At 42.5% G+C, this 20253-nt stretch carries 27 protein-coding genes, 2 tRNA genes and 1 pseudogene; 24 read left to right on the top strand and 6 right to left on the bottom strand.

Going from position 1 to position 20253, the window contains the following annotated elements; all coding sequences use genetic code 11:
- The first annotated feature begins 26 nt into the window (after positions 1–26).
- The 15 genes and pseudogenes from NF865_RS03895 (at position 27) to NF865_RS03825 (ending at position 9195) form a co-directional block, all read left to right on the top strand.
- Positions 27–527, top strand: coding sequence for a monovalent cation/H+ antiporter subunit E (locus NF865_RS03895; RefSeq protein WP_253305282.1), 501 nt, complete (start codon positions 27–29; stop codon positions 525–527).
- A complete protein-coding gene (locus tag NF865_RS03890; protein WP_253305281.1) occupies positions 524–787 on the top strand; it encodes a cation:proton antiporter in 264 nt (87 codons plus the stop codon). The genes NF865_RS03895 and NF865_RS03890 overlap by 4 nt, the downstream gene beginning before the upstream one ends.
- Positions 784–1149, top strand: coding sequence for a monovalent cation/H(+) antiporter subunit G (gene mnhG / locus NF865_RS03885; RefSeq protein ID WP_253305280.1), 366 nt, complete (start codon positions 784–786; stop codon positions 1147–1149). Before NF865_RS03890 ends, mnhG begins: the two co-directional genes overlap by 4 nt.
- The gene (locus tag NF865_RS03880) at positions 1146–1412 is read left to right on the top strand and encodes a DUF4040 domain-containing protein (protein WP_253305279.1); all 267 of its coding nucleotides are present in this window, start codon (positions 1146–1148) and stop codon (positions 1410–1412) included. Before mnhG ends, NF865_RS03880 begins: the two co-directional genes overlap by 4 nt.
- Positions 1409–1708: a hydrogen gas-evolving membrane-bound hydrogenase subunit E gene (mbhE, locus tag NF865_RS03875; RefSeq protein ID WP_253305278.1), complete on the top strand. Its 300-nt coding sequence runs from the start codon at positions 1409–1411 to the stop codon at positions 1706–1708. Before NF865_RS03880 ends, mbhE begins: the two co-directional genes overlap by 4 nt.
- Positions 1698–2144, top strand: coding sequence for a Na(+)/H(+) antiporter subunit B (locus tag NF865_RS03870; protein WP_253305277.1), 447 nt, complete (start codon positions 1698–1700; stop codon positions 2142–2144). The genes mbhE and NF865_RS03870 overlap by 11 nt, the downstream gene beginning before the upstream one ends.
- Complete coding sequence (locus tag NF865_RS03865; protein ID WP_253305276.1) at positions 2141–2503, top strand: NADH-quinone oxidoreductase subunit K; 363 nt, start codon at positions 2141–2143, stop codon at positions 2501–2503. Before NF865_RS03870 ends, NF865_RS03865 begins: the two co-directional genes overlap by 4 nt.
- Positions 2500–4083, top strand: coding sequence for a proton-conducting transporter transmembrane domain-containing protein (locus NF865_RS03860; RefSeq protein WP_253305275.1), 1584 nt, complete (start codon positions 2500–2502; stop codon positions 4081–4083). The genes NF865_RS03865 and NF865_RS03860 overlap by 4 nt, the downstream gene beginning before the upstream one ends.
- A 1-nt stretch (position 4084) precedes the next feature.
- Positions 4085–4432, top strand: coding sequence for a membrane-bound hydrogenase complex subunit MbhI (gene mbhI / locus NF865_RS03855; protein ID WP_253305274.1), 348 nt, complete (start codon positions 4085–4087; stop codon positions 4430–4432).
- A gap of 4 nt (positions 4433–4436) precedes the next feature.
- Complete coding sequence (locus NF865_RS03850; protein WP_253305273.1) at positions 4437–4907, top strand: NADH-quinone oxidoreductase subunit B family protein; 471 nt, start codon at positions 4437–4439, stop codon at positions 4905–4907.
- The gene (locus tag NF865_RS03845; RefSeq protein WP_253305272.1) at positions 4904–5425 is read left to right on the top strand and encodes an NADH-quinone oxidoreductase subunit C; all 522 of its coding nucleotides are present in this window, start codon (positions 4904–4906) and stop codon (positions 5423–5425) included. The genes NF865_RS03850 and NF865_RS03845 overlap by 4 nt, the downstream gene beginning before the upstream one ends.
- 2 nt (positions 5426–5427) lie before the next feature.
- Positions 5428–6726 (top strand): hydrogenase large subunit, encoded by a 1299-nt coding sequence (locus NF865_RS03840; protein ID WP_253305271.1) that lies wholly within the window; start codon positions 5428–5430, stop codon positions 6724–6726.
- Positions 6723–7715, top strand: a complete 993-nt coding sequence (locus NF865_RS03835; protein WP_253305270.1) for a respiratory chain complex I subunit 1 family protein — start codon at positions 6723–6725, stop codon at positions 7713–7715. Before NF865_RS03840 ends, NF865_RS03835 begins: the two co-directional genes overlap by 4 nt.
- Positions 7712–8281 carry a 4Fe-4S binding protein gene (locus NF865_RS03830; RefSeq protein ID WP_253305269.1) on the top strand — a complete coding sequence of 190 codons (570 nt, stop codon included), beginning with the start codon at positions 7712–7714 and terminating at the stop codon, positions 8279–8281. Before NF865_RS03835 ends, NF865_RS03830 begins: the two co-directional genes overlap by 4 nt.
- Before the next feature lie 193 nt (positions 8282–8474).
- Positions 8475–9195, top strand: a pseudogene (locus NF865_RS03825) (DUF72 domain-containing protein).
- Here NF865_RS03825 and gyaR read toward each other — a convergent pair.
- A complete protein-coding gene (gyaR, locus tag NF865_RS03820; protein WP_253305268.1) occupies positions 9173–10177 on the bottom strand; it encodes a glyoxylate reductase in 1005 nt (334 codons plus the stop codon). The pseudogene NF865_RS03825 and the gene gyaR overlap by 23 nt on opposite strands.
- A 61-nt stretch (positions 10178–10238) precedes the next feature.
- Between gyaR and NF865_RS03815 the strand changes: the two genes are divergently transcribed.
- A complete protein-coding gene (locus tag NF865_RS03815) occupies positions 10239–11474 on the top strand; it encodes an aminotransferase-like domain-containing protein (RefSeq protein ID WP_253305267.1) in 1236 nt (411 codons plus the stop codon).
- A gap of 49 nt (positions 11475–11523) precedes the next feature.
- On the opposite strand, the gene NF865_RS03810 is transcribed toward NF865_RS03815, so the two are convergent.
- Complete coding sequence (locus NF865_RS03810) at positions 11524–12351, bottom strand: DMT family transporter (protein WP_253305266.1); 828 nt, start codon at positions 12349–12351, stop codon at positions 11524–11526.
- Between the two features lie 72 nt (positions 12352–12423).
- Positions 12424–12511, bottom strand: a tRNA-Leu gene (locus NF865_RS03805).
- Positions 12512–12613: 102 nt separating this feature from the next.
- Here NF865_RS03805 and NF865_RS03800 point away from each other — a divergent pair.
- From NF865_RS03800 to NF865_RS03785, 4 genes are all read left to right on the top strand, one after another.
- Positions 12614–12691, top strand: a tRNA-Lys gene (locus NF865_RS03800).
- 82 nt (positions 12692–12773) lie between these two features.
- The gene (locus NF865_RS03795; RefSeq protein WP_253305265.1) at positions 12774–13139 is read left to right on the top strand and encodes a BlaI/MecI/CopY family transcriptional regulator; all 366 of its coding nucleotides are present in this window, start codon (positions 12774–12776) and stop codon (positions 13137–13139) included.
- A 6-nt stretch (positions 13140–13145) separates the two neighbouring features.
- Positions 13146–13940 (top strand): M48 family metallopeptidase, encoded by a 795-nt coding sequence (locus NF865_RS03790; RefSeq protein WP_366513839.1) that lies wholly within the window; start codon positions 13146–13148, stop codon positions 13938–13940.
- A gap of 47 nt (positions 13941–13987) precedes the next feature.
- Positions 13988–14518 (top strand): deoxycytidylate deaminase, encoded by a 531-nt coding sequence (locus NF865_RS03785; protein WP_253305264.1) that lies wholly within the window; start codon positions 13988–13990, stop codon positions 14516–14518.
- Here NF865_RS03785 and NF865_RS03780 read toward each other — a convergent pair.
- Both NF865_RS03780 and NF865_RS03775 read right to left on the bottom strand, forming a co-directional pair.
- Positions 14515–14877 (bottom strand): DUF2304 domain-containing protein, encoded by a 363-nt coding sequence (locus tag NF865_RS03780; protein WP_253305263.1) that lies wholly within the window; start codon positions 14875–14877, stop codon positions 14515–14517. The genes NF865_RS03785 and NF865_RS03780 overlap by 4 nt on opposite strands.
- Before the next feature lie 5 nt (positions 14878–14882).
- Complete coding sequence (locus tag NF865_RS03775) at positions 14883–16205, bottom strand: HAD-IA family hydrolase (protein WP_253305262.1); 1323 nt, start codon at positions 16203–16205, stop codon at positions 14883–14885.
- A 78-nt stretch (positions 16206–16283) separates the two neighbouring features.
- Here NF865_RS03775 and NF865_RS03770 point away from each other — a divergent pair, with 78 nt between their 5' ends.
- Positions 16284–17183: an MraY family glycosyltransferase gene (locus tag NF865_RS03770; protein ID WP_253305531.1), complete on the top strand. Its 900-nt coding sequence runs from the start codon at positions 16284–16286 to the stop codon at positions 17181–17183.
- On the opposite strand, the gene cas6 is transcribed toward NF865_RS03770, so the two are convergent.
- Complete coding sequence (gene cas6 / locus NF865_RS03765) at positions 17152–17889, bottom strand: CRISPR-associated endoribonuclease Cas6 (RefSeq protein WP_253305261.1); 738 nt, start codon at positions 17887–17889, stop codon at positions 17152–17154. The two genes, NF865_RS03770 and cas6, sit on opposite strands and share 32 nt — an antisense overlap.
- Before the next feature lie 198 nt (positions 17890–18087).
- Here cas6 and NF865_RS03760 point away from each other — a divergent pair, with 198 nt between their 5' ends.
- From NF865_RS03760 to NF865_RS03750, 3 genes are read left to right on the top strand one after another with little or no spacing between them, the layout of a single operon-like run.
- Complete coding sequence (locus tag NF865_RS03760; protein ID WP_253305260.1) at positions 18088–18543, top strand: 30S ribosomal protein S15; 456 nt, start codon at positions 18088–18090, stop codon at positions 18541–18543.
- Between the two features lie 33 nt (positions 18544–18576).
- Complete coding sequence (gan, locus tag NF865_RS03755; protein WP_253305259.1) at positions 18577–20004, top strand: GINS-associated RecJ family nuclease; 1428 nt, start codon at positions 18577–18579, stop codon at positions 20002–20004.
- Positions 19994–20239, top strand: coding sequence for a KEOPS complex subunit Pcc1 (locus NF865_RS03750; protein WP_253305258.1), 246 nt, complete (start codon positions 19994–19996; stop codon positions 20237–20239). The genes gan and NF865_RS03750 overlap by 11 nt, the downstream gene beginning before the upstream one ends.
- Positions 20240–20253: the final 14 nt, after the last annotated feature.

Here is a 20253-nt window from a genome sequence, read left to right as displayed (position 1 = left end):
TTAACTTAAGACTCGAGGTGGGAAAGATGAGTTTCCTTGTCGCATTTATATGGTCGTTTGTGCTCTGGCTTGTACTTACAGCAGGTACAAATGGGATGCTCTGGAGCACTGAGGAGCTAATAGCAGGGGCAATATTTGCAATAATAGTCGGATTTTCCACAAGGAACATCATAGGAGAAAAAACGCAGAGATTTCTAAACCCAGTAAAATGGCTCGGCTTTATTGTTTATGTTATAGGTCCCCTCTTCTGGGGAATGGCAAAGGCGAATTTAGACGTGGCTTACAGAGTGATTACTGGAAAAATAAAACCTGGAATTGTTAGAGTACCTGTTGATCTCGAAAACGATGCCCAATATACGATATTGAGCAACTCAATCACACTTACTCCAGGAACTTTGACTGTAGATGCTTGTCCAGAAGAAAAAGCTCTCTATGTCCACTGGATTTATGTAAGAGAAGAGGAACCAAAAACATCAGAGCCTGTCGCAGGTTCGTTTGAAAAATGGGCAAGGAGGTTGGGAAGATGATCTTTACTGAGTTCTTTTATGGGGCAATTGCAATCGCACTTGCGGCGTTCATAACATTGATTCGCATAATGCTTGGTCCTAGCGTTCCCGACAGGGTTGTTGGTGTTGACACCCTAAACACGCTCGTAGTGGCAGGAATGATTCTCTTAGGAGCGGCGTATGATAGAGTAATTTACATTGATATAGCCATAGTATACGCTTTGCTCAGTTATATCGGGACGTTGGTAATTGCTAAGTACCTTCAGGGGGGATTAGAGTGATTGAGGGCATAATATATGCTTTTCTGGCAGTTAGCATTACGTTCAACTTATTGGGGAGCTTTGCGCTTCACAGATTCCCTGATGTTTATACTCGTTTACACGGAGCCACAAAGTGTACTACTTTTGGGACAATATTCGCTGTTTTGGCTGTAGTTGTCCATGCAATCTGGCAGATAAAGGAAACAGGAAATCCAAAGTACCTTCAGATGGCTCTCCACAGCTTGGTTGCACTAATAGCATTGTTGCTCACAAACCCAACTGGTGCTCACGCAATAGCCAAGGCTGCACATTTGAGTGGTTATAAACCAGCAAGGGCCGTTGTAGATGCTTACGAGAGAAAGTTAAGGGGTGAGAGCGCATGAGCGTGTTAACTTTTGATATGATTATTCAAATGGGAATTCTCATAGGGATTCTGCTTTCTTCATACTGGATGATAACCACGAGGGATTTACTTTCAGCAGCTTTAGCATCTGCAGCCATGAGTCTTCTTCTTAGCTTGGAGTTTTACATGCTCCATGCCCCAGACGTTGCCATAGCAGAGGCGGCTGTTGGCGCTGGTGTTGTTACGGCTATAGTGGTTTATGGTATCTCAAAAACCGAGAGATGGGAGCGTGAAGGGCCATGAGAAAGACCTTTGGAGCGTTGGCATTGCTTTTTATATTGGGAGTATTATTGCTAATTACTCATCCAGATTATGGCTTGAAATTTGGTCTAGGGGGAGAAGACTGGCAAAAATACCGCTATACTGACCAGTACTATATTGATCACGGTATTGAAGAAGTCGGTGGAACTAACATCGTTACAGACATTGTCTTCGACTACAGAGGATACGATACCCTTGGAGAGGCCACTGTTCTCTTCACATCAATAGCGGGAGCGGTTGCATTGCTTAGAAAATGGAGGGATGAAAATGAAGAGTGATATGGGACTCATAGTTAAAACAATGGCAAGGGCAACTATACCCCTCATCGGAATTTTTGGAGCTTACGTAGTTTCTCATGGACATCTCACGCCTGGAGGAGGATTCCAGGGTGGAGCGACAATTGCTGGAGCAGGTATATTGTTCATAATAGCATTTGGATTAGATGAGGCTAAGAAAAGGATAAACAAAAACCTTTATTCAGCCCTCGAAGGATTGGGCGGCTTAGTTTTTCTAGGAGCTGCCATGCTTGGTCTCGGTGTGGCATTTTTCTACAACACCCTATGGCACAATGGCCCTATACTCAACGGAGAACCCGGTACGCTTCTATCAGCCGGATACCTTCCAATAATGAACTTGGCTGTAGGCCTGAAGGTTTACACTGGACTAATGAGTGCTGTGTTTGCAATAGCCCTTTTTAGGAGGTGGAGGAAGTGATACCCCTTCAGTTTATCACGGCATTTTTAATGGTCTTCATGGGCATTTATGCGTTCTTATACAAGAGGAACCTCATCAAGCTTATCTTGGCTCTCAATTTAATTGATGCAGGCATACACCTCCTGCTAATAAGCTTGGGATACAGACTAGAAAATGGAATTCCTCCAACGGCGCCAATTTATACTGGCTATGAAACACTGAAGGGCACTCCAATGGTTGGACCAATACCACAAGCTTTAGTGCTTACGAGCATAGTCATTGGAGTTTGTGTACTTTCACTAGCTATGGCATTAACGATAAACGCTTACAGACACTACGGCACACTTGACGTTAACAAGCTAAGGAGGTTGAGAGGATGATGCTCCCATTTCTAATTATAATCCCCTTATTCGGAGCATTTTCAATGCCAATAGTGAGCCTACTTGGCAAGAAAGTCAAGGAGTACTGGGCAGTCATCATTAGTGGTGCTACACTTGCGGTTTCCGCCAAAATATTTTACACGGTATGGAAGACCAACGAGATCATTCTCTATACACTAGGAAGCGATAGCCCAATCGGTCAAGGAGTGAAGTTCCCAATTAGAATCGTGTGGGAAGTGGACTTATTTGGTGCCCTTTTAGCTTTAACAATAGCTTTCGTGGGCTTTCTAGCGGTAGTATACTCTCTCGGATACATGAAGCATGACACAGGCTTGGAGAAATACTACACCTTAATACTTATTTTGGAACTGGGAATGTTGGGAATTGTAATCACTGGGGATATCTTCAACTTCTATGTGTTCTTGGAAATAATGAGCATTGCAAGCTACGCGTTAGTTGCTTTCAGAAACGACACATGGGAAGGCATTGAGGCAGGAGTAAAATACATGTTCGTCGGTTCACTTGCAAGTTCCTTCATTCTCTTGGGCATTGCTCTGCTTTATGGCCAGTACGGAACACTTACAATGAGCTATCTCGCCATAAAAATAGCTGAAAACCCAACAGTTGTAGCAAAAGTTGCCTTGGCATTCTTCATCGGAGGACTGCTCTTCAAGAGTGGTGCTGTTCCAGTCCACATGTGGCTAGCCGATGCACACCCAGCGGCTCCAAGTTCAATCTCAGCAATGCTTTCTGGACTGGTAATTAAGGCTGGTGGAGTTTATGCCGTGGCTAGAATAATATTCAGTATCTTCAACCCCGGACTGCATGCATACCTAAGGGCATTCAATGCTCCTGCAGTCGATATGAATGTGGTAGGTTGGGTTATAGTGTTCTTTGCTTGCCTAACGCTCCTTGTAGGAAATGCAATGGCAGTAGTGCAGACCGATATGAAGAGGCTTTTTGCCTTCTCAAGTGTAGGGCAGATAGGATATATTCTGCTCGGAATTGGAATCGGAATTCTAGCCTATGGCACTAAAGCAGGAGAATTAGCGCTGGCCGGAGCAATCTACCATATAGTAAACCACGCACTAATAAAAGCTCTCCTCTTCCTTGTGGCCGGTGCTGTTATTCACCAAGTAGGAACAAAGAACCTCAACGAGTTGAGTGGACTGGCAAAGAGAATGCCATTAACAACGTTCTCCTTCATAATCGGAGCGGCTGCAATAATTGGTCTTCCACCATTGAATGGATTTGCAAGCAAGTGGATTATCTACGAAAGCTCTGCCATGTATAACCCAATCTTAGCAGCTATTGCCGTTGTTGGTACAGTGTTCTCTCTTGCCGCCTACACTAGAGTGCTCTTTACCTTCCTAGGCAGAGAAAGCGATAGAATAAAAGAGGCAAAAGAGCCAGAAAAGAGCATGATAATTCCAATGCTGATTCTGGTAGTGGTAATAATTGTGATGGGGCTCCTTCCATGGCAGATAAACGACAAAGTGATGCTACCAACAGCAAGAATGCTTGAACAGCTAAATGGAGAGTACATAATGGCTCTCTTAAAATTCATTGGAGGTGCGTGAAATGTTCGGTTATTGGGATGCCCTCTATTTCCTTTATGCTTTCCTTATTGGTCTGGTAATTAGCTATTTGATCATGAAATGGGCAGAAAACGCTAGCATGGGAACCAGAAGGGCTGGAGACGGAACAAAAATCTACATTAGCGGTGAAGATCAAGATAAAGTTATTCCTCAGTTCGAACATCTTGAGGGATATTTCACCGGCAGGCATGTAATGTGGGGCTTAATAAGAGGAGTTCACAGGATGTTTTTGGCATTTAGAAGAGAACACACTGGGTTACTTACAGATTATGTCGTATACCTCTTGATTACTGTAGCAATAGTGCTTGGAGCGCTAGTCATTTGGGGGTGAAAGGATGAGTGAGAGGGAAACACTTGAGAAAAGACTTTCAGCACTTTGCAAGTATCTTGGAAGATCCCCTTGGGTATTTCACGTTAACAGCGGATCATGCAATGGGTGCGATATTGAAATAATAGCTGCTCTGACCCCTAGATACGATGCAGAGAGATTTGGAGTAAAGCTAGTTGGAACCCCTAGGCATGCCGATATCTTGCTGGTAACGGGGCCAGTTACAGATCAAAGCCTTGAAAGGGTTAAGCTAATCTATGAGCAAACCCCAGACCCAAAAGTGGTTGTTGCCGTAGGAGCATGCCCAACCGGGGGCAGTGTGTTCTTTGAGAGCCCATTCACAAATGCCCCCCTAGACAAGCACATTCCAGTGGATGTCTTTGTTCCGGGATGCCCACCAAGGCCGGAAGCAATCCTCTACGGTGTTGTATTAGGTTTGGAGAAGCTCATAAAAAAGATAGAAGGTGAGAAGAAATGACTCCTGAAGAGTTTTTAAACACTGTCATGGAAAAATTCCCTGACGTTGAGGGAGAAATCCGCGAGAACAAACTTCCTCATCCAAGAAAGAGAGTTTGGCTAAATGTGGATAGGACGAAGTTCAAAGAGCTTATGAGGCTTATCAAAGAGATTGACCCAAATGCGCAGCTTTCAATAATAATAGGGAGGGACGGAGGGGACTACTTGGAAGCTAAGTACCACCTTGAACTGTTCTATGAGCAAGCTCCGAGCATATCACTGGTAGTAGGGACCAAATGCCCCAAAGACGATCCAACACTTCCAAGCATTGCGGACATTCTCCCAAGTGCCCTCCCGTATGAGAGAGAAGTCCAAGAGTTCTTAGGAATATTCTATGAAGGAATACCCGATCCGAGGAGACTGTTTTTGCCGGACGACTTTCCAGAGGGCATTTATCCTCTTAGGAAAGATGAGAAAGGTATCAGCGAGTCAATGGTAAAGAACGCAGGTCATCCTTACAAAATGAAGAAGGAGGGTTAGAGATGGAAAACAAGGTGGAGTATTGGGTTAAAATTCCTTTTGGTCCTATTCATCCGGCATTAGAGGAGCCTGAGAAATTCATTATTACCCTCGATGGAGAGCGCATAGTTAACGTTGACGTAAAGCTGGGATATAACTTGAGAGGACTTCAATGGATAGCAATGAGAAGGAATTACCTTCAGGTGCTTTACCTAGCTGAAAGAATATGTGGAATCTGTTCGTTTTCTCACAACCACACCTACTCCAGAGCAGTTGAGGAAATGGCCGGAATAGAGGTGCCAGAAAGAGCGGAGTACATAAGGGTAATAATCGGAGAGCTTGAAAGAATTCACTCACACCTGTTGAACCTTGGAGTTGTTGGGCATAACATAGGCTACGACACCGTTCTCCATCTAAGCTGGCTCGCTAGAGAGAAGGTAATGGATGTCCTAGAGACAATAAGTGGCAATAGAGTCAACTACGCCATGAACACTATCGGAGGAGTTAGGAGAGACATCACAGAGAAGCACAAGCGCATAATATTGGACATGATAAAATACTACCGTGAGAAGGTTATGCCAAAGATCGAAGAGGTGTTCCTTTACGATCCAACAGTTGAGGCAAGGCTTAGGGATTCGAGTGTTATACCCAAGAAGCTGGCCATTGAATACAGCGCTCAAGGTCCAACGGCAAGGGGAAGCGGCGTTAAAAAAGACGTTAGATATAATGAAAAGCTTGGTGTATACCCTGATTTAGGGATAGAGCCAATAACTCCCAAGAAGTTCACAGGGATAGTTAAGGGAGACATCTTCGATAGAATGGTCGTTAGAGTTGGGGAGCTTTGGCAGAGCATGGAGATTATTGAGAGGGCACTAGACCAGATGCCAGAAGGAAAAATAAAGGCATTTCCAAAGGACAATGTTGTCCTTGTTAAACTTAAAAAAGCAGAAGGAGAAGGAATTGGGCGTTATGAGGCTCCAAGGGGAGAAGTAATTCACTACGTGATGGCTGAACCCGGAAGAGATGGCCCAGCCAGATGGAAAGCGAGAGAGCCCACGTTCCCGAACATCTTTGCTGTTGCCAAGGCATTAGTTGGTGAACAGCTTGCTGATGTGCCGGTTGCAATAGCGTCAATTGATCCATGCTTAAGCTGTACTGACAGAGTAGCTGTTATAGATGCTAAAACTGGAAAAAAGAAGATATTCACAGAAAAAGATCTTCTTAAAGCTTCAATTGAAAAGACAAGAGAGATAAATCCAAGCATAAAAGCAAAGCCTGAGAGAATTGGAATAGGTTGCCCGAGAGGAGGTGGTCTTTTATGAACATTATTTACATAACATTAGGACTAATTGCAATTTACCTTTACGTTTCATTCGTCTCTCTCCTTTGGGAGGGACTAGACAGAAAACTTGTTGCAAGAATGCAGAGGAGAATAGGCCCTCCAATACTCCAGCCTTTCTATGACTTCCTTAAGCTGCTTAGCAAAGAGTCAATAATTCCAAGGGATGCTAATAAGCTCTTCGAGCTTGCCCCAGTATTGGCTTTGGCATCTTCAATAGCTCTCCTAGCCTATACTCCTCTTGGATTCGAGCCACTCTTGGCAACAAAAGGAGACGTTATAGTCTTCATTTACCTGCTCACCCTTATAGCATTCATAAGGGTAATTGGTGCTGTTAGCTCAGGGTCTCCATATGCCCAGATAGGAGCTCAGAGAGAGATTGTCATGATTGCTTCCAGAGAGGTTCCCATGATGTTGGGACTATTCGCAATACTATGGCGTTTGAGCAAACTTGGAGTCGAAAAACCTTTCAGCTTGGGGACGTTTTATCAGTATAACATCTGGGAAATTGGAACCCCTGCAACAATCGTTGGTACACTTATCCTTCTTGTCGTGTTTATATTCTGGCTTGCAAGTGAAATCGAGGTAGGATACTTCAATATCCCAGAGGCAGAGACAGAAGTTGCGGAAGGTCCTATGGCAGAATACAGTGGAAGACACTTAGCTCTGTTTAAGCTAAGCAATGCACTGAAAGAATTTGCAAGTGCCAGCTTAGTTGTGGCAATCTTCTTCCCATGGGGCTTAAGTGGATACCTTGGTATAAGTGGCATCGGGGCGCTTATCATTGACTTGCTTTTCCACACGCTTAAAGTCTTTGCAGTCCTCTTCGTTAGCATGAGCGTATTCAGGGCTGTGACTGGAAGGCTCAAGATTACACAGGCAGTCGGCATGTTCTGGAGCAGAATTATTCCAATGAGCTTGATAGGAGTTATATTGCTTGCCATAGACGTTCTGGGAGGTGTGATCGCATGAAGATTCCTCCGACTCTTTCCGTAGTCCTAAGCAACCTCCTCAAGAAGCCAGCGACAAATCCTTTCCCTCACACTGACCCAGTTCCAACTCCAGAAGGATTTAGGGGAAAGGTAGTTTACCATGTTGACAAGTGCATAGGGTGTAAGCTCTGTGTCACAGTTTGTCCAGCGGGAGTGTTTGAATACGTGGAGGAAATTAAAAAGGTGACCCTATGGCTTGGAAGATGTGTCTTTTGCCAGCAGTGTGTCGATGTTTGCCCAACAAACGCATTAGAGATGAGCAATGAATTTCTTTTGGCAACCTATGATAAATACGATGACAACCTCAGATGGCTCAAAGATGAAGAAATTGAGGAACTGCGCGCAAAGCAAGGAGGAAAAACAAAGAAATACCGCATAATTCCAGACAAATGTAGGGGATGTACATTGTGTGCCAGAAACTGTCCACAAAATGCCATTGAAGGTGCGCCCGGAAAAGTGCATAAAATTGACCCCAGCAAGTGTGTCGGATGTGGAGTATGTGCTAGCGTATGTCGCTTTGGTGCAATAGAAGAATACGAAGAATGAATGTTTCTTTTTTCTTTCGTCCCTTCTAAAAGTTTTTTATCATTGAAAATTGCCCAACAACTATTAAATTTTGAAAGCTTATCCCTTCAGAGTGAGGAAAGCCACTACACTTTTCAAACAATGATGCAATAAAGGGTTAATTTTAGTACTACTTGGGAAAGGTATTTAACCTTCCTTCCTTGTATTCTTTATCATGATATTTGTTGGAACATGTGGTTTTTGTGAAGCGAGAAGGAAATATTTTAAGGACTTCACTACTGTAGAAGTTCAGCAAACTTTTTACAAAATTTTGCAAGAAGAAACTCTCCAAAAATGGAGAGAGGAAGCTCCAGAAGATTTTATATTTTCCATTAAGGCATTTCAGGGTATAACACATCCTCCAACAAGCCCCACGTGGAGACGAAGTAATGTAAAGCCATCTGGAGATGTAGGGTTTTTAAGACCTACTGGAGCAGTTTTCAAATACTGGGAGCTTACACTTAAAGAGGCTAAAGTTCTAGGGGCAAAATTTATCCTAATTCAGCTTCCCAAGAGCTTTAAAGAAAGTGAGGAGAGCTTTGCAAACGCTGAGAAGTTTTTTGCACGAATAGATAGAGACGAGTTTGAGATAGCTGTGGAGCTTAGAGGTTGGAGTGAAGAGGGAATCAAGAAGTTCGTTAGAGAATTTGACCTCATTGACGTTGCCGACCCTGTTGTTAGAAAGCCCCTTCACGGAAAAGGAATTAACTACTACCGCCTTCACGGCAGTTATCAAGGGGAAAGGATAACATACAAGCATAAATACAGCGAAAAGGAGCTGAGAGAGATAACCAAAAAAAGTTAAAGAGTGGAATAAAGAGGAAAGCTATGTTTATTTCAACAACGTCTATATGTGCGAGGACGCTAAGCGTTTTATTCAAATCCTGGCTTTCTAATTTTTAAAACATCGTTATTGACTAAATTTGGTGGGATCTCTCCTTTAGCAAAGGCTATCAAATTCTTTGCAACCAGCTCTGCCATGCCCTCCCTAGCTTCATAAGTTGCACTGCCTATGTGTGGAGCCAAGACAACGTTTTTCAGCTTGAAAAGTTCCTCATTGTAGTATGGCTCCTCTTCAAAAACGTCCAAACCCGCTCCGGCTATCCATTTCTCTTTCAATGCTTTGATTAGAGCGTTTGTATCAACAACGGCTCCTCTTGAGGTGTTTATGAGGATTGCATTGGGCTTCATGAGCTTAAGTTCTCTTTCTCCTATCATGTGGTAGGTCTCTTTAGTAAGTGGAACGTGGAGGCTTATAAAGTCGCTCTCCTTTAAAAGAGTTTCAAAATCCACGTACTCAGCACCAATTTCCTTTTCTGCTTCAGTTTTGCGAGTTCTTGAGTAGTAAATGATTTTCATTCCAAATCCCTTAGCCCTCCTTGCTAAGGCTTGACCAATTCTTCCAAAGCCGATTATCCCTAAGGTTTTTCCTTTTAGTCCATATCCCAAAAACATCAACGGATGCCATCCAACGTCACTTTTCTTCCATTCCCCGCTCCTTACAAAGGTGTCAGCTTCTACAATTCTTCTTGCCACTGCTAAAAGCAATGCAAATGCAAGGTCTGCCGTTGCATCCGTGAGCACTCCGGGCGTGTTTGTAACGTATATTCCTCTTCTTGTGGCTGCATCAATGTCGATGTTATCATAACCAACTGCATATTGAGCTATTATTCTCAACTTGGGGGCGTTTTCTAGTAACTCCTCATTTACTTTGTCTGTTACGAGAGTCACCAGCGCATCAACGTCTCTAATTTTCTCTAGGAGAACATCTCGAGGAGGTGCTTTTGGATCATTCCAGATTTCTACTTCATAGAATTTTTCAATTATCTTAATGTCATTTTCCGGAATTTGTCGAGTTATAAACACCTTAGGTTTCATGACATTCCCCTTCTAAGATAACGGTCAAAACGTATAAATATCTTTACAAAAGATTTAATCAATGGTGATGTCTGTGGATTATACCAAATACTTAGCCGGAAGGGCGAATTGGATTAAAGGCTCAGCGTTAGCTGAAGTAATGAAAAAAGCATCAGAACTTCAAAAGAAAGGAATGAAGTTGATTTCTCTCGCAGCTGGAGACCCTGACCCAGATTTAATTCCAAGAGATGTTCTCGGAGAGATAGCAAAGGAAGTTCTTGAAAAAGAACCAAAATCCGTTATGTATACTCCAGCAAACGGAATTCCTGAACTTAGAGAAGAGTTAGCAGCATTTCTAAAGAAGTATGATCATTTGGAGGTTTCTCCAGAAAATATTGTTATTACAATAGGGGGAACGGGAGCACTGGATCTTCTTGGAAGGGTTTTGATAGATCCGGGAGATGTTGTAATAACCGAAAATCCATCGTACATTAACACCTTGCTGGCATTTGAACAGTTGGGAGCAAAAATCGAGGGAGTTCCAGTTGACAATGAAGGAATGAGAATAGATTTGCTGGAGGAAAGGATAAAGGAACTTAAAGCCAAGGGACAGAAGATTAAATTCATTTACACAATTCCCACTGGTCAGAACCCTATGGGAGTTACAATGAGCATGGAGCGCAGAAAAGCTCTGCTAGAAATTGCAGCTAAGTATGACCTCTTGATAATTGAGGACACTGCTTACAACTTCATGAGGTACGAGGGAGAGGATATAGTTCCTTTAAAAGCCCTGGATAAGGAAGGAAGGGTTGTAGTGGCCGGCACACTCAGCAAAGTTCTTGGAACTGGATTTAGAGTTGGATGGATAATAGCAGAGAGAGAAATTCTCAAAAAGGTTCTCATGCAAAAACAGCCCATTGACTTCTGTGCCCCGGCAATTTCTCAGTACATCGCCCTGGAATACTTAAAGAGAGGCTATTTCGAGAAGTACCATTTGGAAGGAGCACTACTGGGCTACAAAGAAAAGAGAGACATCATGCTAAAAGCTCTGGAAGAGAACCTTCCAGATGCGGAGTTCACAAGACCAATAGCGGGAATGTTTGTTATGTTGTTCTTGCCAGAGGGTGCGGATGGAATCTCCTTTGCCAGCGAACTAATGGAGAAGAAAGGAGTAGTCGTAGTGCCAGGAAAGCCGTTTTACACAGATGAGAGCGGAAGAAATGCCATAAGGCTTAACTTCTCAAGGCCAAGCAAAGAAGATATCCCAGTGGGAATTAAGAAGCTTGCCGAACTGTACAAGGAAAAGTTTGGGAAGTAGTTTTGTTTTTCTATTTTCATACTTTCCATAAAACTGTTTTAGTAGGAGTTTATTCTCGGCCAATAATAATTCCGCAGACTATCATTATTAGTCCTACAACCGTTGATGGAGCTATCGTTTCACCCACAATCACCGAAATGAAAACTAAAGATAGAAATGGGACTACATATGCTAGATTTGACGCAAAAGCTACATCGTCATTTACTGCCTGATACCAGAGCAAAAATGTTATGCCCATTTCAAAGAGACCAATGTAGACAGCTCCCATCAGGGCTTTTAGTTCTGGGATAATTAAGGCCCCAGTAACGAAAGCTACAATTGCTACATAGATAAAGCCAAAAAAGAAGTTCCAGAACATCTTCTCAACTAATGGCCTTTCATCGCGGAGGTTAAGTATCCAATAAGTCGCCCATATCACGGCACTTCCAAGGCCCAACATGATACCAAAAGGATTGGTAAAGTTTAGTTCGGTTGGATTTCCCTTAGCTACAACAACCAGAACTCCCAAGAAGCCAAGAGATAAGCCAGCTATTGTTTTAGCTTTGGGCTTCTTTTTGAAGACAATTGCGTAGAGAATAACCAGCATTAGGGGCCATGTATAGTTAAGGGCCTGTGCCTCTTGAGCTGGCAGGCGGTCGTAAGCTGAGAAAAGTACCACGTAATAAACGAGCGGATTAATCAGACCAAGGTAAGCAGAATGAAGATTCTCTCTTTTTAGTCTAAAATCCTTAGCGTAGAAAACACCAAAAATAAGCAGTGAAGTTAATGAGGCATAAAAGACTAGCTGAAGGGGCGTTAAATATTGAAGCGAGAGCTTGAACGCAGATGCAACCGTTGACCAAAGAAAAACTGCTCCAATTGCATGCTTTTTGGACATGATGAAAGTATTTGAAAAAGCGATTAAAAATCTTACTTATCTATCAAACCGACCAGAACTAACGAAGAATTTTGGTGCGGGGGCGGGGATTTGAACCCCGGAACCCCTACGGGACGGGACCCTCAATCCCGCGCCTTTGACCAGGCTCGGCAACCCCCGCAAGAGCGTCGTTTATTTGTCTTCTTAGTTTGTTTATAAATTTTTCTATTTTCCTTGACCGAAAGGTTTATAAATAGTCTTCAATCCTTATTGGATTGGGCGTGGGCCGGTAGCTTAGCATGGTTAGAGCGGCGGACTCTTAATCCGCAGGTCGGGGGTTCAAATCCCCCCCGGCCCGCCAAATAGGCTCTTCTGTAAGGCATTCAGTTTTCCAAAAAATTTATGTATGGTATTTGCTTATAATCAAACTGGAGGTAGATGTTATGAAACCTCATGAATTCAAGCTAAATGAGGAGGGTTTAAGGGCAGTTTTGCCTCCGATGGAAGCTGAGATAATGGAGTATATGTGGAAAGCAAAGGTTGCAACTGCTGGAGAGGTTTATGAGTACTTAAAAAGAAGACATGAAAACCTAAGGCGTTCCACAGTTAGCATATTAATGAACAGGCTGTGTGAAAAGGGCTTGTTAAAGAGGAGCGTGGACACTGGTAGGGGAGGAATGAGATATGTTTATAGCATAGCCACGAGCAAGGAAGAATTCGAGAAAAAAGTCGTTGAGAGCATTTTGAATGCTCTTATGAGCAATTTTAAAGAAGCAACAGTCGCATACCTCTCAAAAATCAAGAAGTGATAGCAGATGTTTGTGCTTGAGCTTATACTCCTCGCCCAAGTGTTGATTACGCTTTTATACTTGGGAAAAATCGGGCTGTGGTTAATATTAGGGGTATTTCTTACTCTCGTCGGATTGTACTTGTGGACTGTTAAGAACTTCCTAAAGAAGAAACACAGAAAGATCTCATATGAAGACTTGCCGTGGCTTTATAAGGGAATAATGAAAATGGCAAACAAAGCGGGAATAAAGACTCCCGAAGTTTACCTGCTGGATGATTATATCCCAAACGCCTACTCCTTTAGGAACTCAATTGTGCTTTCTCTGGGTCTGTTTGAAGTTCTCGATGAAGAAGAAATTCTTGCCGTTGCAGCTCATGAGATAGGTCACATAAAGAATAGAGACACGCTTCTTTTCCCGCTGGTTTCTTGTGGAAGGTATTTCATGTTGGTTATGGCCTTTTTGAATCTCTTATTCTTATTTTCCAGAAGCACCTTTGGTTCATTAGCTTCTTTCACCCTTTACCTTCTATATGAAGTGTGCAGGTCACATTGGCTAAAACAGAGAGAATTTAAGGCTGATGAAACAGCACTGCACTTGATCCCCGTCCCGTTGGCCTTAAAGAGAGCTCTTGAAGAGCTTAAGTATTATGAGGACTTGAGAGTTAGAGTCAAGGAGTCTGCGCTCCCATCTATCGAACCAACGATAGAGCGCCCTCACCAAAAGTCGCTTTTTGAGACACATCCAACTTATGAAGAAAGAATCTGGAGGATTATGGCGGAAATTGAGGCTATGAACCCCAGAGAAAGGATGTTCAGTTGATCAAAAATTCTTTTAAGTTCTTTGGTTCCTCTTTATTAGGTGGTGATATGGGAGTGGAGATATTTCTAGATAAAGAGCGGGCGGAACATATAAAGAGAATTCGTCCCACAAAAGATGAGTACTTCATGCTTATTGCAAAACTCGTGAGCCTAAGGGCTACATGTCCTAGACTTAGGGTTGGGGCAGTTGCAGTAAAAGATGGCTACATTTTAGCAACCGGATATAACGGAGCCCCGAGGAATATGGATCACTGTATAGATGGGGGGTGTTTAGTAGTAGATGGTCACTGTCACAGAGCTGTCCATGCGGAGCAGAACGTCATAGCAATGGCCGCTAGAAAAGGCATAAGCTTGGAAGGAGCAACGCTTTATGTTACTCATTTTCCCTGTGATATCTGCTTTAAATTGCTGGTAAATGCGGGAATTAAAGAGATAGTTTATGAGGAAATGTACCCAAATGAGGCTACTGAGATCTTGCTAAAAGAAGCCCAAGAAAAAGGGATTGTAAAAATAAGGCAATTCAAAGTCCCCAAGGAGAGAGTTAGAATATTTCTGGAAGAACTCTTTGGAAAAGATTAATCTTTCTCAAGTTTTTTCAACATTTCCCGAATTTCCTGAAATTCTATTGCGATCTGACGTGTCAGCTCGGTTATCTCCCTTTCAGCTTTGTCTATTGCGATGTAAAGTCTAAACAGCAGCAAATAGCTGAGGCCTATAGCAACTACGAACAATGCATCTAATCCCCTGCCGAGTCCCAGGATTTTTCTTATTGTCGTCGATATTTCCACTGGTTTCAGGGAAACTACCAGCATTATAAAGAGCAAAGCCTCCCAAAACACCAAATCCTGCCAATCAAGTTCATTTCTCCCATACTTTCCGAGCACATATACCATGAGTGCCAAAACAATGATGACGGCAATATACTGAACCGCGTACATTTTTATCACCTCATCCTATCTAACAGTAAATTAAATGCTATTTTTACACCCTCTATGATATTTGTCCCTTTCTTTTTGGCATACTCTGTGTAAACAGCCTTTATAGGGACTTCAACTATTCTGCACCCGTGCTTTGAGGCTTCGATTATTAGCTCACTTGAAACAGCATATCTATCGCATGTAATTTTTATTTTGGAGGCGCATTCTTTGTTCAGACATCTTAAACCGCTTTGGGAGTCGGTAACGTATTTCCTTGCAAATATCGCCGTTATAAAGTCAAGAACAAAATTCCCAAAGCGTTTTACAAACGGCATTGCGCTTATGTCTCCTTTCAGTCTTGAGCCGACGGCAAAATCTGCTTTTCCCTCTGCAACTAGCTTCATAACCCTTAGAGCATCTTCAATCAAATGCTGGCCGTCGGCGTCAAAGGTTATTATCAATTCAGCTCCTTTGAGGAGGGCATATCTTATCCCCGTCCCCAGCGCTCCTCCTAACCCTCTGTTTACAAGGTGATTTAAGACGACGACACCTTTTCCCTCTGCTATTTCTCTAGTTCTGTCTTTACTTCCATCATTTATCACTACGATTTCCTCTTTCTTGAAATATTGAAGCAAGTCTTCTAAAACATCGCCGATGGTTTTTTCTTCATTGTATGCGGGCACAACGACATATGTTCTAAGCAGTCGTTTGAACAGCTCAATGGCTTCTTTAACATTTGCTACTTCAAAGTTCGCCTCTTCTTCAACTTTAAAACTCATTCTTCCGCTTTCGTTGGAGGTTATAAGCACACTTATGCATCCCAATTTTTTTGCGGGAATTAAGTCGTATCCATGATCTCCAACAACAAACACTTTTGTTGGTGGAATGTTAAAATGATCAAGTATCTTTTTTAAATGGCCGGGGTTTGGCTTTACGTCTTCTGGTGCCACGTCATCTCTGGTAACAACGAGATCAAAAAACTCCTCAATTCCATGTTTTTTTAAAACATATTCTGTGGCCTTTCTAGAGCTTCTCGTCATAAGGGCTATTTTTATTCCACTTTTTCTTAACAGCTTCAGAAGATCTCTAGAACCTTCAAATAAATAGCTCTCCTTAGCCCTTTCCACTTCCAGTTCAACAAGGAATGAGTGCAACTTATTGAAATCTATACCTGTGGCTTGAGATATCTTAATAAGGGTTTCATACATGGGCGTTAAATCGCCAATAAGCTTCTTGGGTACCCCTTCCTTTTCTAGTCTTCCTCTTAATCTCTCCTTTATCTCCTCAAAGTTCATTGGAGCACCTACGAGTGTTCCATCGAGATCAAAGACGACCAGTTTGATATCCATGCTTTTCCACCCTGTAGTATTTCTTGTGGTAGCGGAAGAGTTATTAAGTCCTTACTTAACTTGCCCTTGGTGGTTATAATGATAACGCTTATTGTGGGTTTTATCCTTTCGCTCATTCTAACTCCTTACATTGGTGCACTTATGAGGAAAGCTGGCATAGTCGGGAAGGATATTCACAAATTGGAAAAGCCTGAGGTTCCAGAAATGGGGGGTATTGTTCTTTTGCTCGCGTTGCCCTTAAGCCTTGTCTCTCTCTTAAATGATGCCCTTGCAAAAGCTCTGGTGATATTTCTTCTGTTTGGTGTTATAGGCATAATAGACGACATAACACGGCTTAAACAATCTCACAAAGTTTTGTTGTCTTTGTTGGTTTCTTCCCTTGTTATCTCACTTCCTGTAAATACTGGGTTAGATATTCTTCTGGCATCCATGGAACTGGGGGTATTATACTACCTTTTTGCAATACTTTTCATAACCGGCTCTGCTAATCTGGTAAACTTGCTGGCAGGGTTCAACGGGTTGGAAGTGGGGACTTCGGCCATAGCCCTTCTCTTTTTAGGGTTAATAACCTCTGGCAGTGCCCAAATTTTAGCATTGACTGGAGCTGCTGTAGCCTTCGGGTTCTTATGGTGGAACAAATATCCTGCTAAGATCTTTCCCGGGGATACTGGAACATTATCTCTCGGAGCTCTAATAGGGCTCGTTGGCATTTTAGGCAAAGTTGAGATCTTTGCAGCGTTCCTATTGTTGCCCCACTTTGTGGATTTTCTTCTTAAGTCGAAAATACGATTTAAAGGCAGACCATTGGGGAAGACGGAGGTTTTGGAAGATGGGACGTTAAAAGCTCCACCTTATCTAAGTTTTTTGGGCTTATTAATGAGAATAAAAAAAGTGAAAGAGCCCCAACTCGTTGCAATGGTTTGGGGGATAGAGACAGTTTTAGGACTTATTGTCCTTCTTCTTCATCAATTACTTTGACCATCCCAAAACCATAGCTGGTCTTATTTCCAAAACCGTTTTCATATCCAAACTTTGCTATTTCTTTTGATCCATAGTAGCGGAAAACCATGAGAGAACCTCTATAATAACTCTTCCCTACTTTTATTCTGGCCGGCTTGAACTTTATGACATCAAGGTGAAACTCAGTATCTTCTGGGAGTTTGCCATTCATTTCCGAAAACTTTGTGAGCATTATTTTCCTAAGCTTGTCTTGGAAGTCCTCATTACTTGGGTAGAGGTCCCAAATTTTTACCTTGTTGTCTTCAAACTTGGCTGTTCTCACGACTATAGGGCTTAGCGTCGAAAAAAGCGTTCCATCCTTTATCTTTGGCTCCCGGAGTATCTTTATGTCGGCCATATGGAATGTAGCATCTCCCACTTTTAGGACGGGATTCGAGATAAATCCTTCTGCAATAGCTTTTATGATTTCAGTAAGAGAAGAAGAGACGTAGAGTGATACGTCTTCTGAGAGCACTTTAATTCCCTTATCTGGGATAATTTCCCTCTCCCTAATCATTATTCTGGAAAAAGTGAAGTAATCTTTGTATTCCGTTTTAAGCATTTCTGCCAAATCTGGCACTGCAGTGAAAATCTTATCGAGTAACTGGTCGTGAATTTCACCGTTGTAGTTAAATGGTACTATAACATTCTTATTTTCAGGTCTGAGTTTGATTTCAATCCTCATTAACTGACCCTCCGCTCTGAATAATATATTCGCCTTTGAGGTTAATAAGAATTTCGTAATGTAGATTATCTTGTCCCTTATCCTTTGAAAGCGTAAACCGTGTAGGGGCAAACTTTTTAAAACCCTTTTATCACCAACTACTGGCAATCCTATAAGGGGCGGCTGGCTGGAGCTGGCCGTCACCGGGAGGTGTTGGAAATGGCAAGGTTGCACGCAAGAAAAAGGGGAAAATCTGGATCAAAGAGACCACCGAGGACTGCTCCACCTACATGGGTGGAATATACAGCCGAAGAAGTTGAGAATCTTGTTGTTAAGCTCAGGAAAGAAGGCTATAGCACCGCTATGATAGGCACGATTTTGAGAGACCAGTACGGAATTCCCAGTGTTAAACTTATCACTGGAAAGAAAATAACCAAGATACTTGAAGAGCACGGTCTTGCTCCAGAAATTCCCGAAGACTTAATGTTCCTCATTAGGAAGGCAGTCAAGCTTAGGAAACACTTAGAGCAGCACCCCAAAGACCTTCACTCAATGAGAGGCCTTCAGCTTACTGAGAGCAAGATCAGAAGGCTTGTAAAGTACTACAGGAGAACAGGAAAGCTACCTGCCAAGTGGAGATACGATCCAGAACAAGCGAAGCTTCTCGTTCGCTGATTTTTCACCTTTTTCCTTATTACAGGTGGTATAATGGATAAGAACGCATTTTTAGAGAAGGTTAGAGAAGGCACGGAACTAATAAAGATGCACATTGAGTTAGGCCATACTATCCGAATTGTTTCGCACAGGGACGCTGATGGCATAACTGCTGGTGCAATTCTGGCAAAAGCATTGGCTAGAGAAGGTGCAGATTTTCACCTTAGCATAGTGAAACAGCTTGGAGAAGACATATTAAAAGAACTTGCAGAAGAAAAGCAGAAGATTTATGTTTTCAGCGACCTTGGAAGCGGCTCTATAAAGTTAATTGAGAATTATCTGAAGGATGCCAGTGTTGTTATAGCAGATCATCACCCTCCAGAAGATAGTGAAATTGAGCAGGAAAATCACATACTTGTAAATCCAACTCAGTTTGGGGCGGACAGTGTTAGAGATCTGAGCGGTTCTGGAGTAGCGTACTTCGTAGCGAAGGCGATAAACGAAAAAAACAAGGATCTTAGCTACCTAGCGTTGGTTGGTGCAGTTGGAGACATGCAGGAAATTGATGGACAATTTCATGGCATGAACCTCGACATAATAGAAGATGCAAAAAGTCTGGATCTAATAGAGCTTCGTAAAGAGCTAAGGCTCTTTGGGAGAGAAACTAGGACTTTAGCTCAAATGCTTGCTTATGCTTCAAATCCTGAACTTCCTGGAATTACAGGAGACCTAAGAAATGCAATAGAATTCCTACGCAGCAAGGATTTTGATCCCGACATGAAGTACTGGCAGCTTAAAGAAGAGGAAAAGAGAAAGCTCCACGATGCTCTTGTTATCCACCTAATCAAGAACAATGCCTCTAAAGAAGATATTGACAGACTTATTGGGGATGTTGTGCTGATTAAGCTCTATCCCGAAGGAGACCCAAGACATGAGGCAAGAGAATTTGCAACCCTTCTAAACGCCACAGGAAGGCTCAACATGGGCACTCTCGGAGTTGCGATATGCCTAGGAGACGAAAAATCTTTCAAAGAAGCACTGAAGCTCGTAGATGAGTACAAGAGAGAGCAGATAGAAATGAGGAGATACCTAATTCAAAACTGGAATAGTGTAATTGAAAAAGAACATGCTTACATATTTTATGCGGGCAAAAATATCAAAGATACAATGGTAGGGATAGCAGCAACAATGGCAATAAATTCTCAGCTCGCAAATCCTGAAAAGCCTGTAATTGTCCTAGCAGACAGCGAAGAAAATGGACTTGTAAAGGGTTCCGCAAGAACAACGAAAAGAGGAATTGAAAAAGGATACGACTTAGGGGAAGCCTTAAGAAAAGCTGCAGAAATCCTAGGTGGAGAAGGAGGAGGGCATGCAATAGCTGCAGGAATAAGAATTCCAAAGGACAAAGTAGACGAGTTTGCTGAGCTAATAGACAAACTTCTTGGAGAGCAGAATTCAAGCGGTGGAGGGCATGAAAATTAAGGCCAAAGCAGAGATAATCTGGGAGTATGGAGACGAAAGCATTGCTAAGGCCATTGCTGGGGCTGTTGAAGTGGACAATTTAAATTTACCAGAAAACTTTAAATTTAGAACTTACTGGGAAGATGGTAGAGTCATAACAAAAGTTAAATACCTTGGTGAGATTGAAAGCTTGATAGTAGCGCTAGATGATTTGGTGTTTTCAATCAAGATCGCTGAGGATGTCATAAAGAAATGAAAGTGGAGGTGTTG

The sequence above is a fragment of the Thermococcus aggregans genome (assembly GCF_024022995.1).
Taxonomy (GTDB): domain Archaea; phylum Methanobacteriota_B; class Thermococci; order Thermococcales; family Thermococcaceae; genus Thermococcus_A; species Thermococcus_A aggregans.
This window is presented reverse-complemented; position numbering and strand designations above follow the sequence as displayed.

Coding starts and splice junctions, on each gene's coding strand:
- NF865_RS03780 (WP_253305263.1), bottom strand. CDS start 14,877: ATGTACGCGGTTCAGTATATTGCCGTCATCATTGTTTTGGCACTCATG.
- NF865_RS03790 (WP_366513839.1), top strand. CDS start 13,146: ATGTTTGTGCTTGAGCTTATACTCCTCGCCCAAGTGTTGATTACGCTT.
- NF865_RS03895 (WP_253305282.1), top strand. CDS start 27: ATGAGTTTCCTTGTCGCATTTATATGGTCGTTTGTGCTCTGGCTTGTA.
- mbhI (WP_253305274.1), top strand. CDS start 4,085: ATGTTCGGTTATTGGGATGCCCTCTATTTCCTTTATGCTTTCCTTATT.
- NF865_RS03810 (WP_253305266.1), bottom strand. CDS start 12,351: ATGTCCAAAAAGCATGCAATTGGAGCAGTTTTTCTTTGGTCAACGGTT.
- NF865_RS03750 (WP_253305258.1), top strand. CDS start 19,994: ATGAAAATTAAGGCCAAAGCAGAGATAATCTGGGAGTATGGAGACGAA.
- NF865_RS03815 (WP_253305267.1), top strand. CDS start 10,239: ATGGTGATGTCTGTGGATTATACCAAATACTTAGCCGGAAGGGCGAAT.
- NF865_RS03830 (WP_253305269.1), top strand. CDS start 7,712: ATGAAGATTCCTCCGACTCTTTCCGTAGTCCTAAGCAACCTCCTCAAG.
- NF865_RS03795 (WP_253305265.1), top strand. CDS start 12,774: ATGAAACCTCATGAATTCAAGCTAAATGAGGAGGGTTTAAGGGCAGTT.
- NF865_RS03860 (WP_253305275.1), top strand. CDS start 2,500: ATGATGCTCCCATTTCTAATTATAATCCCCTTATTCGGAGCATTTTCA.
- NF865_RS03760 (WP_253305260.1), top strand. CDS start 18,088: ATGGCAAGGTTGCACGCAAGAAAAAGGGGAAAATCTGGATCAAAGAGA.
- cas6 (WP_253305261.1), bottom strand. CDS start 17,889: ATGAGGATTGAAATCAAACTCAGACCTGAAAATAAGAATGTTATAGTA.
- NF865_RS03775 (WP_253305262.1), bottom strand. CDS start 16,205: ATGGATATCAAACTGGTCGTCTTTGATCTCGATGGAACACTCGTAGGT.
- NF865_RS03870 (WP_253305277.1), top strand. CDS start 1,698: ATGAAGAGTGATATGGGACTCATAGTTAAAACAATGGCAAGGGCAACT.
- gyaR (WP_253305268.1), bottom strand. CDS start 10,177: ATGAAACCTAAGGTGTTTATAACTCGACAAATTCCGGAAAATGACATT.
- NF865_RS03770 (WP_253305531.1), top strand. CDS start 16,284: ATGATAACGCTTATTGTGGGTTTTATCCTTTCGCTCATTCTAACTCCT.
- NF865_RS03880 (WP_253305279.1), top strand. CDS start 1,146: ATGAGCGTGTTAACTTTTGATATGATTATTCAAATGGGAATTCTCATA.
- NF865_RS03845 (WP_253305272.1), top strand. CDS start 4,904: ATGACTCCTGAAGAGTTTTTAAACACTGTCATGGAAAAATTCCCTGAC.
- mbhE (WP_253305278.1), top strand. CDS start 1,409: ATGAGAAAGACCTTTGGAGCGTTGGCATTGCTTTTTATATTGGGAGTA.
- NF865_RS03785 (WP_253305264.1), top strand. CDS start 13,988: ATGGGAGTGGAGATATTTCTAGATAAAGAGCGGGCGGAACATATAAAG.
- NF865_RS03890 (WP_253305281.1), top strand. CDS start 524: ATGATCTTTACTGAGTTCTTTTATGGGGCAATTGCAATCGCACTTGCG.
- gan (WP_253305259.1), top strand. CDS start 18,577: ATGGATAAGAACGCATTTTTAGAGAAGGTTAGAGAAGGCACGGAACTA.
- NF865_RS03840 (WP_253305271.1), top strand. CDS start 5,428: ATGGAAAACAAGGTGGAGTATTGGGTTAAAATTCCTTTTGGTCCTATT.
- NF865_RS03835 (WP_253305270.1), top strand. CDS start 6,723: ATGAACATTATTTACATAACATTAGGACTAATTGCAATTTACCTTTAC.
- NF865_RS03850 (WP_253305273.1), top strand. CDS start 4,437: ATGAGTGAGAGGGAAACACTTGAGAAAAGACTTTCAGCACTTTGCAAG.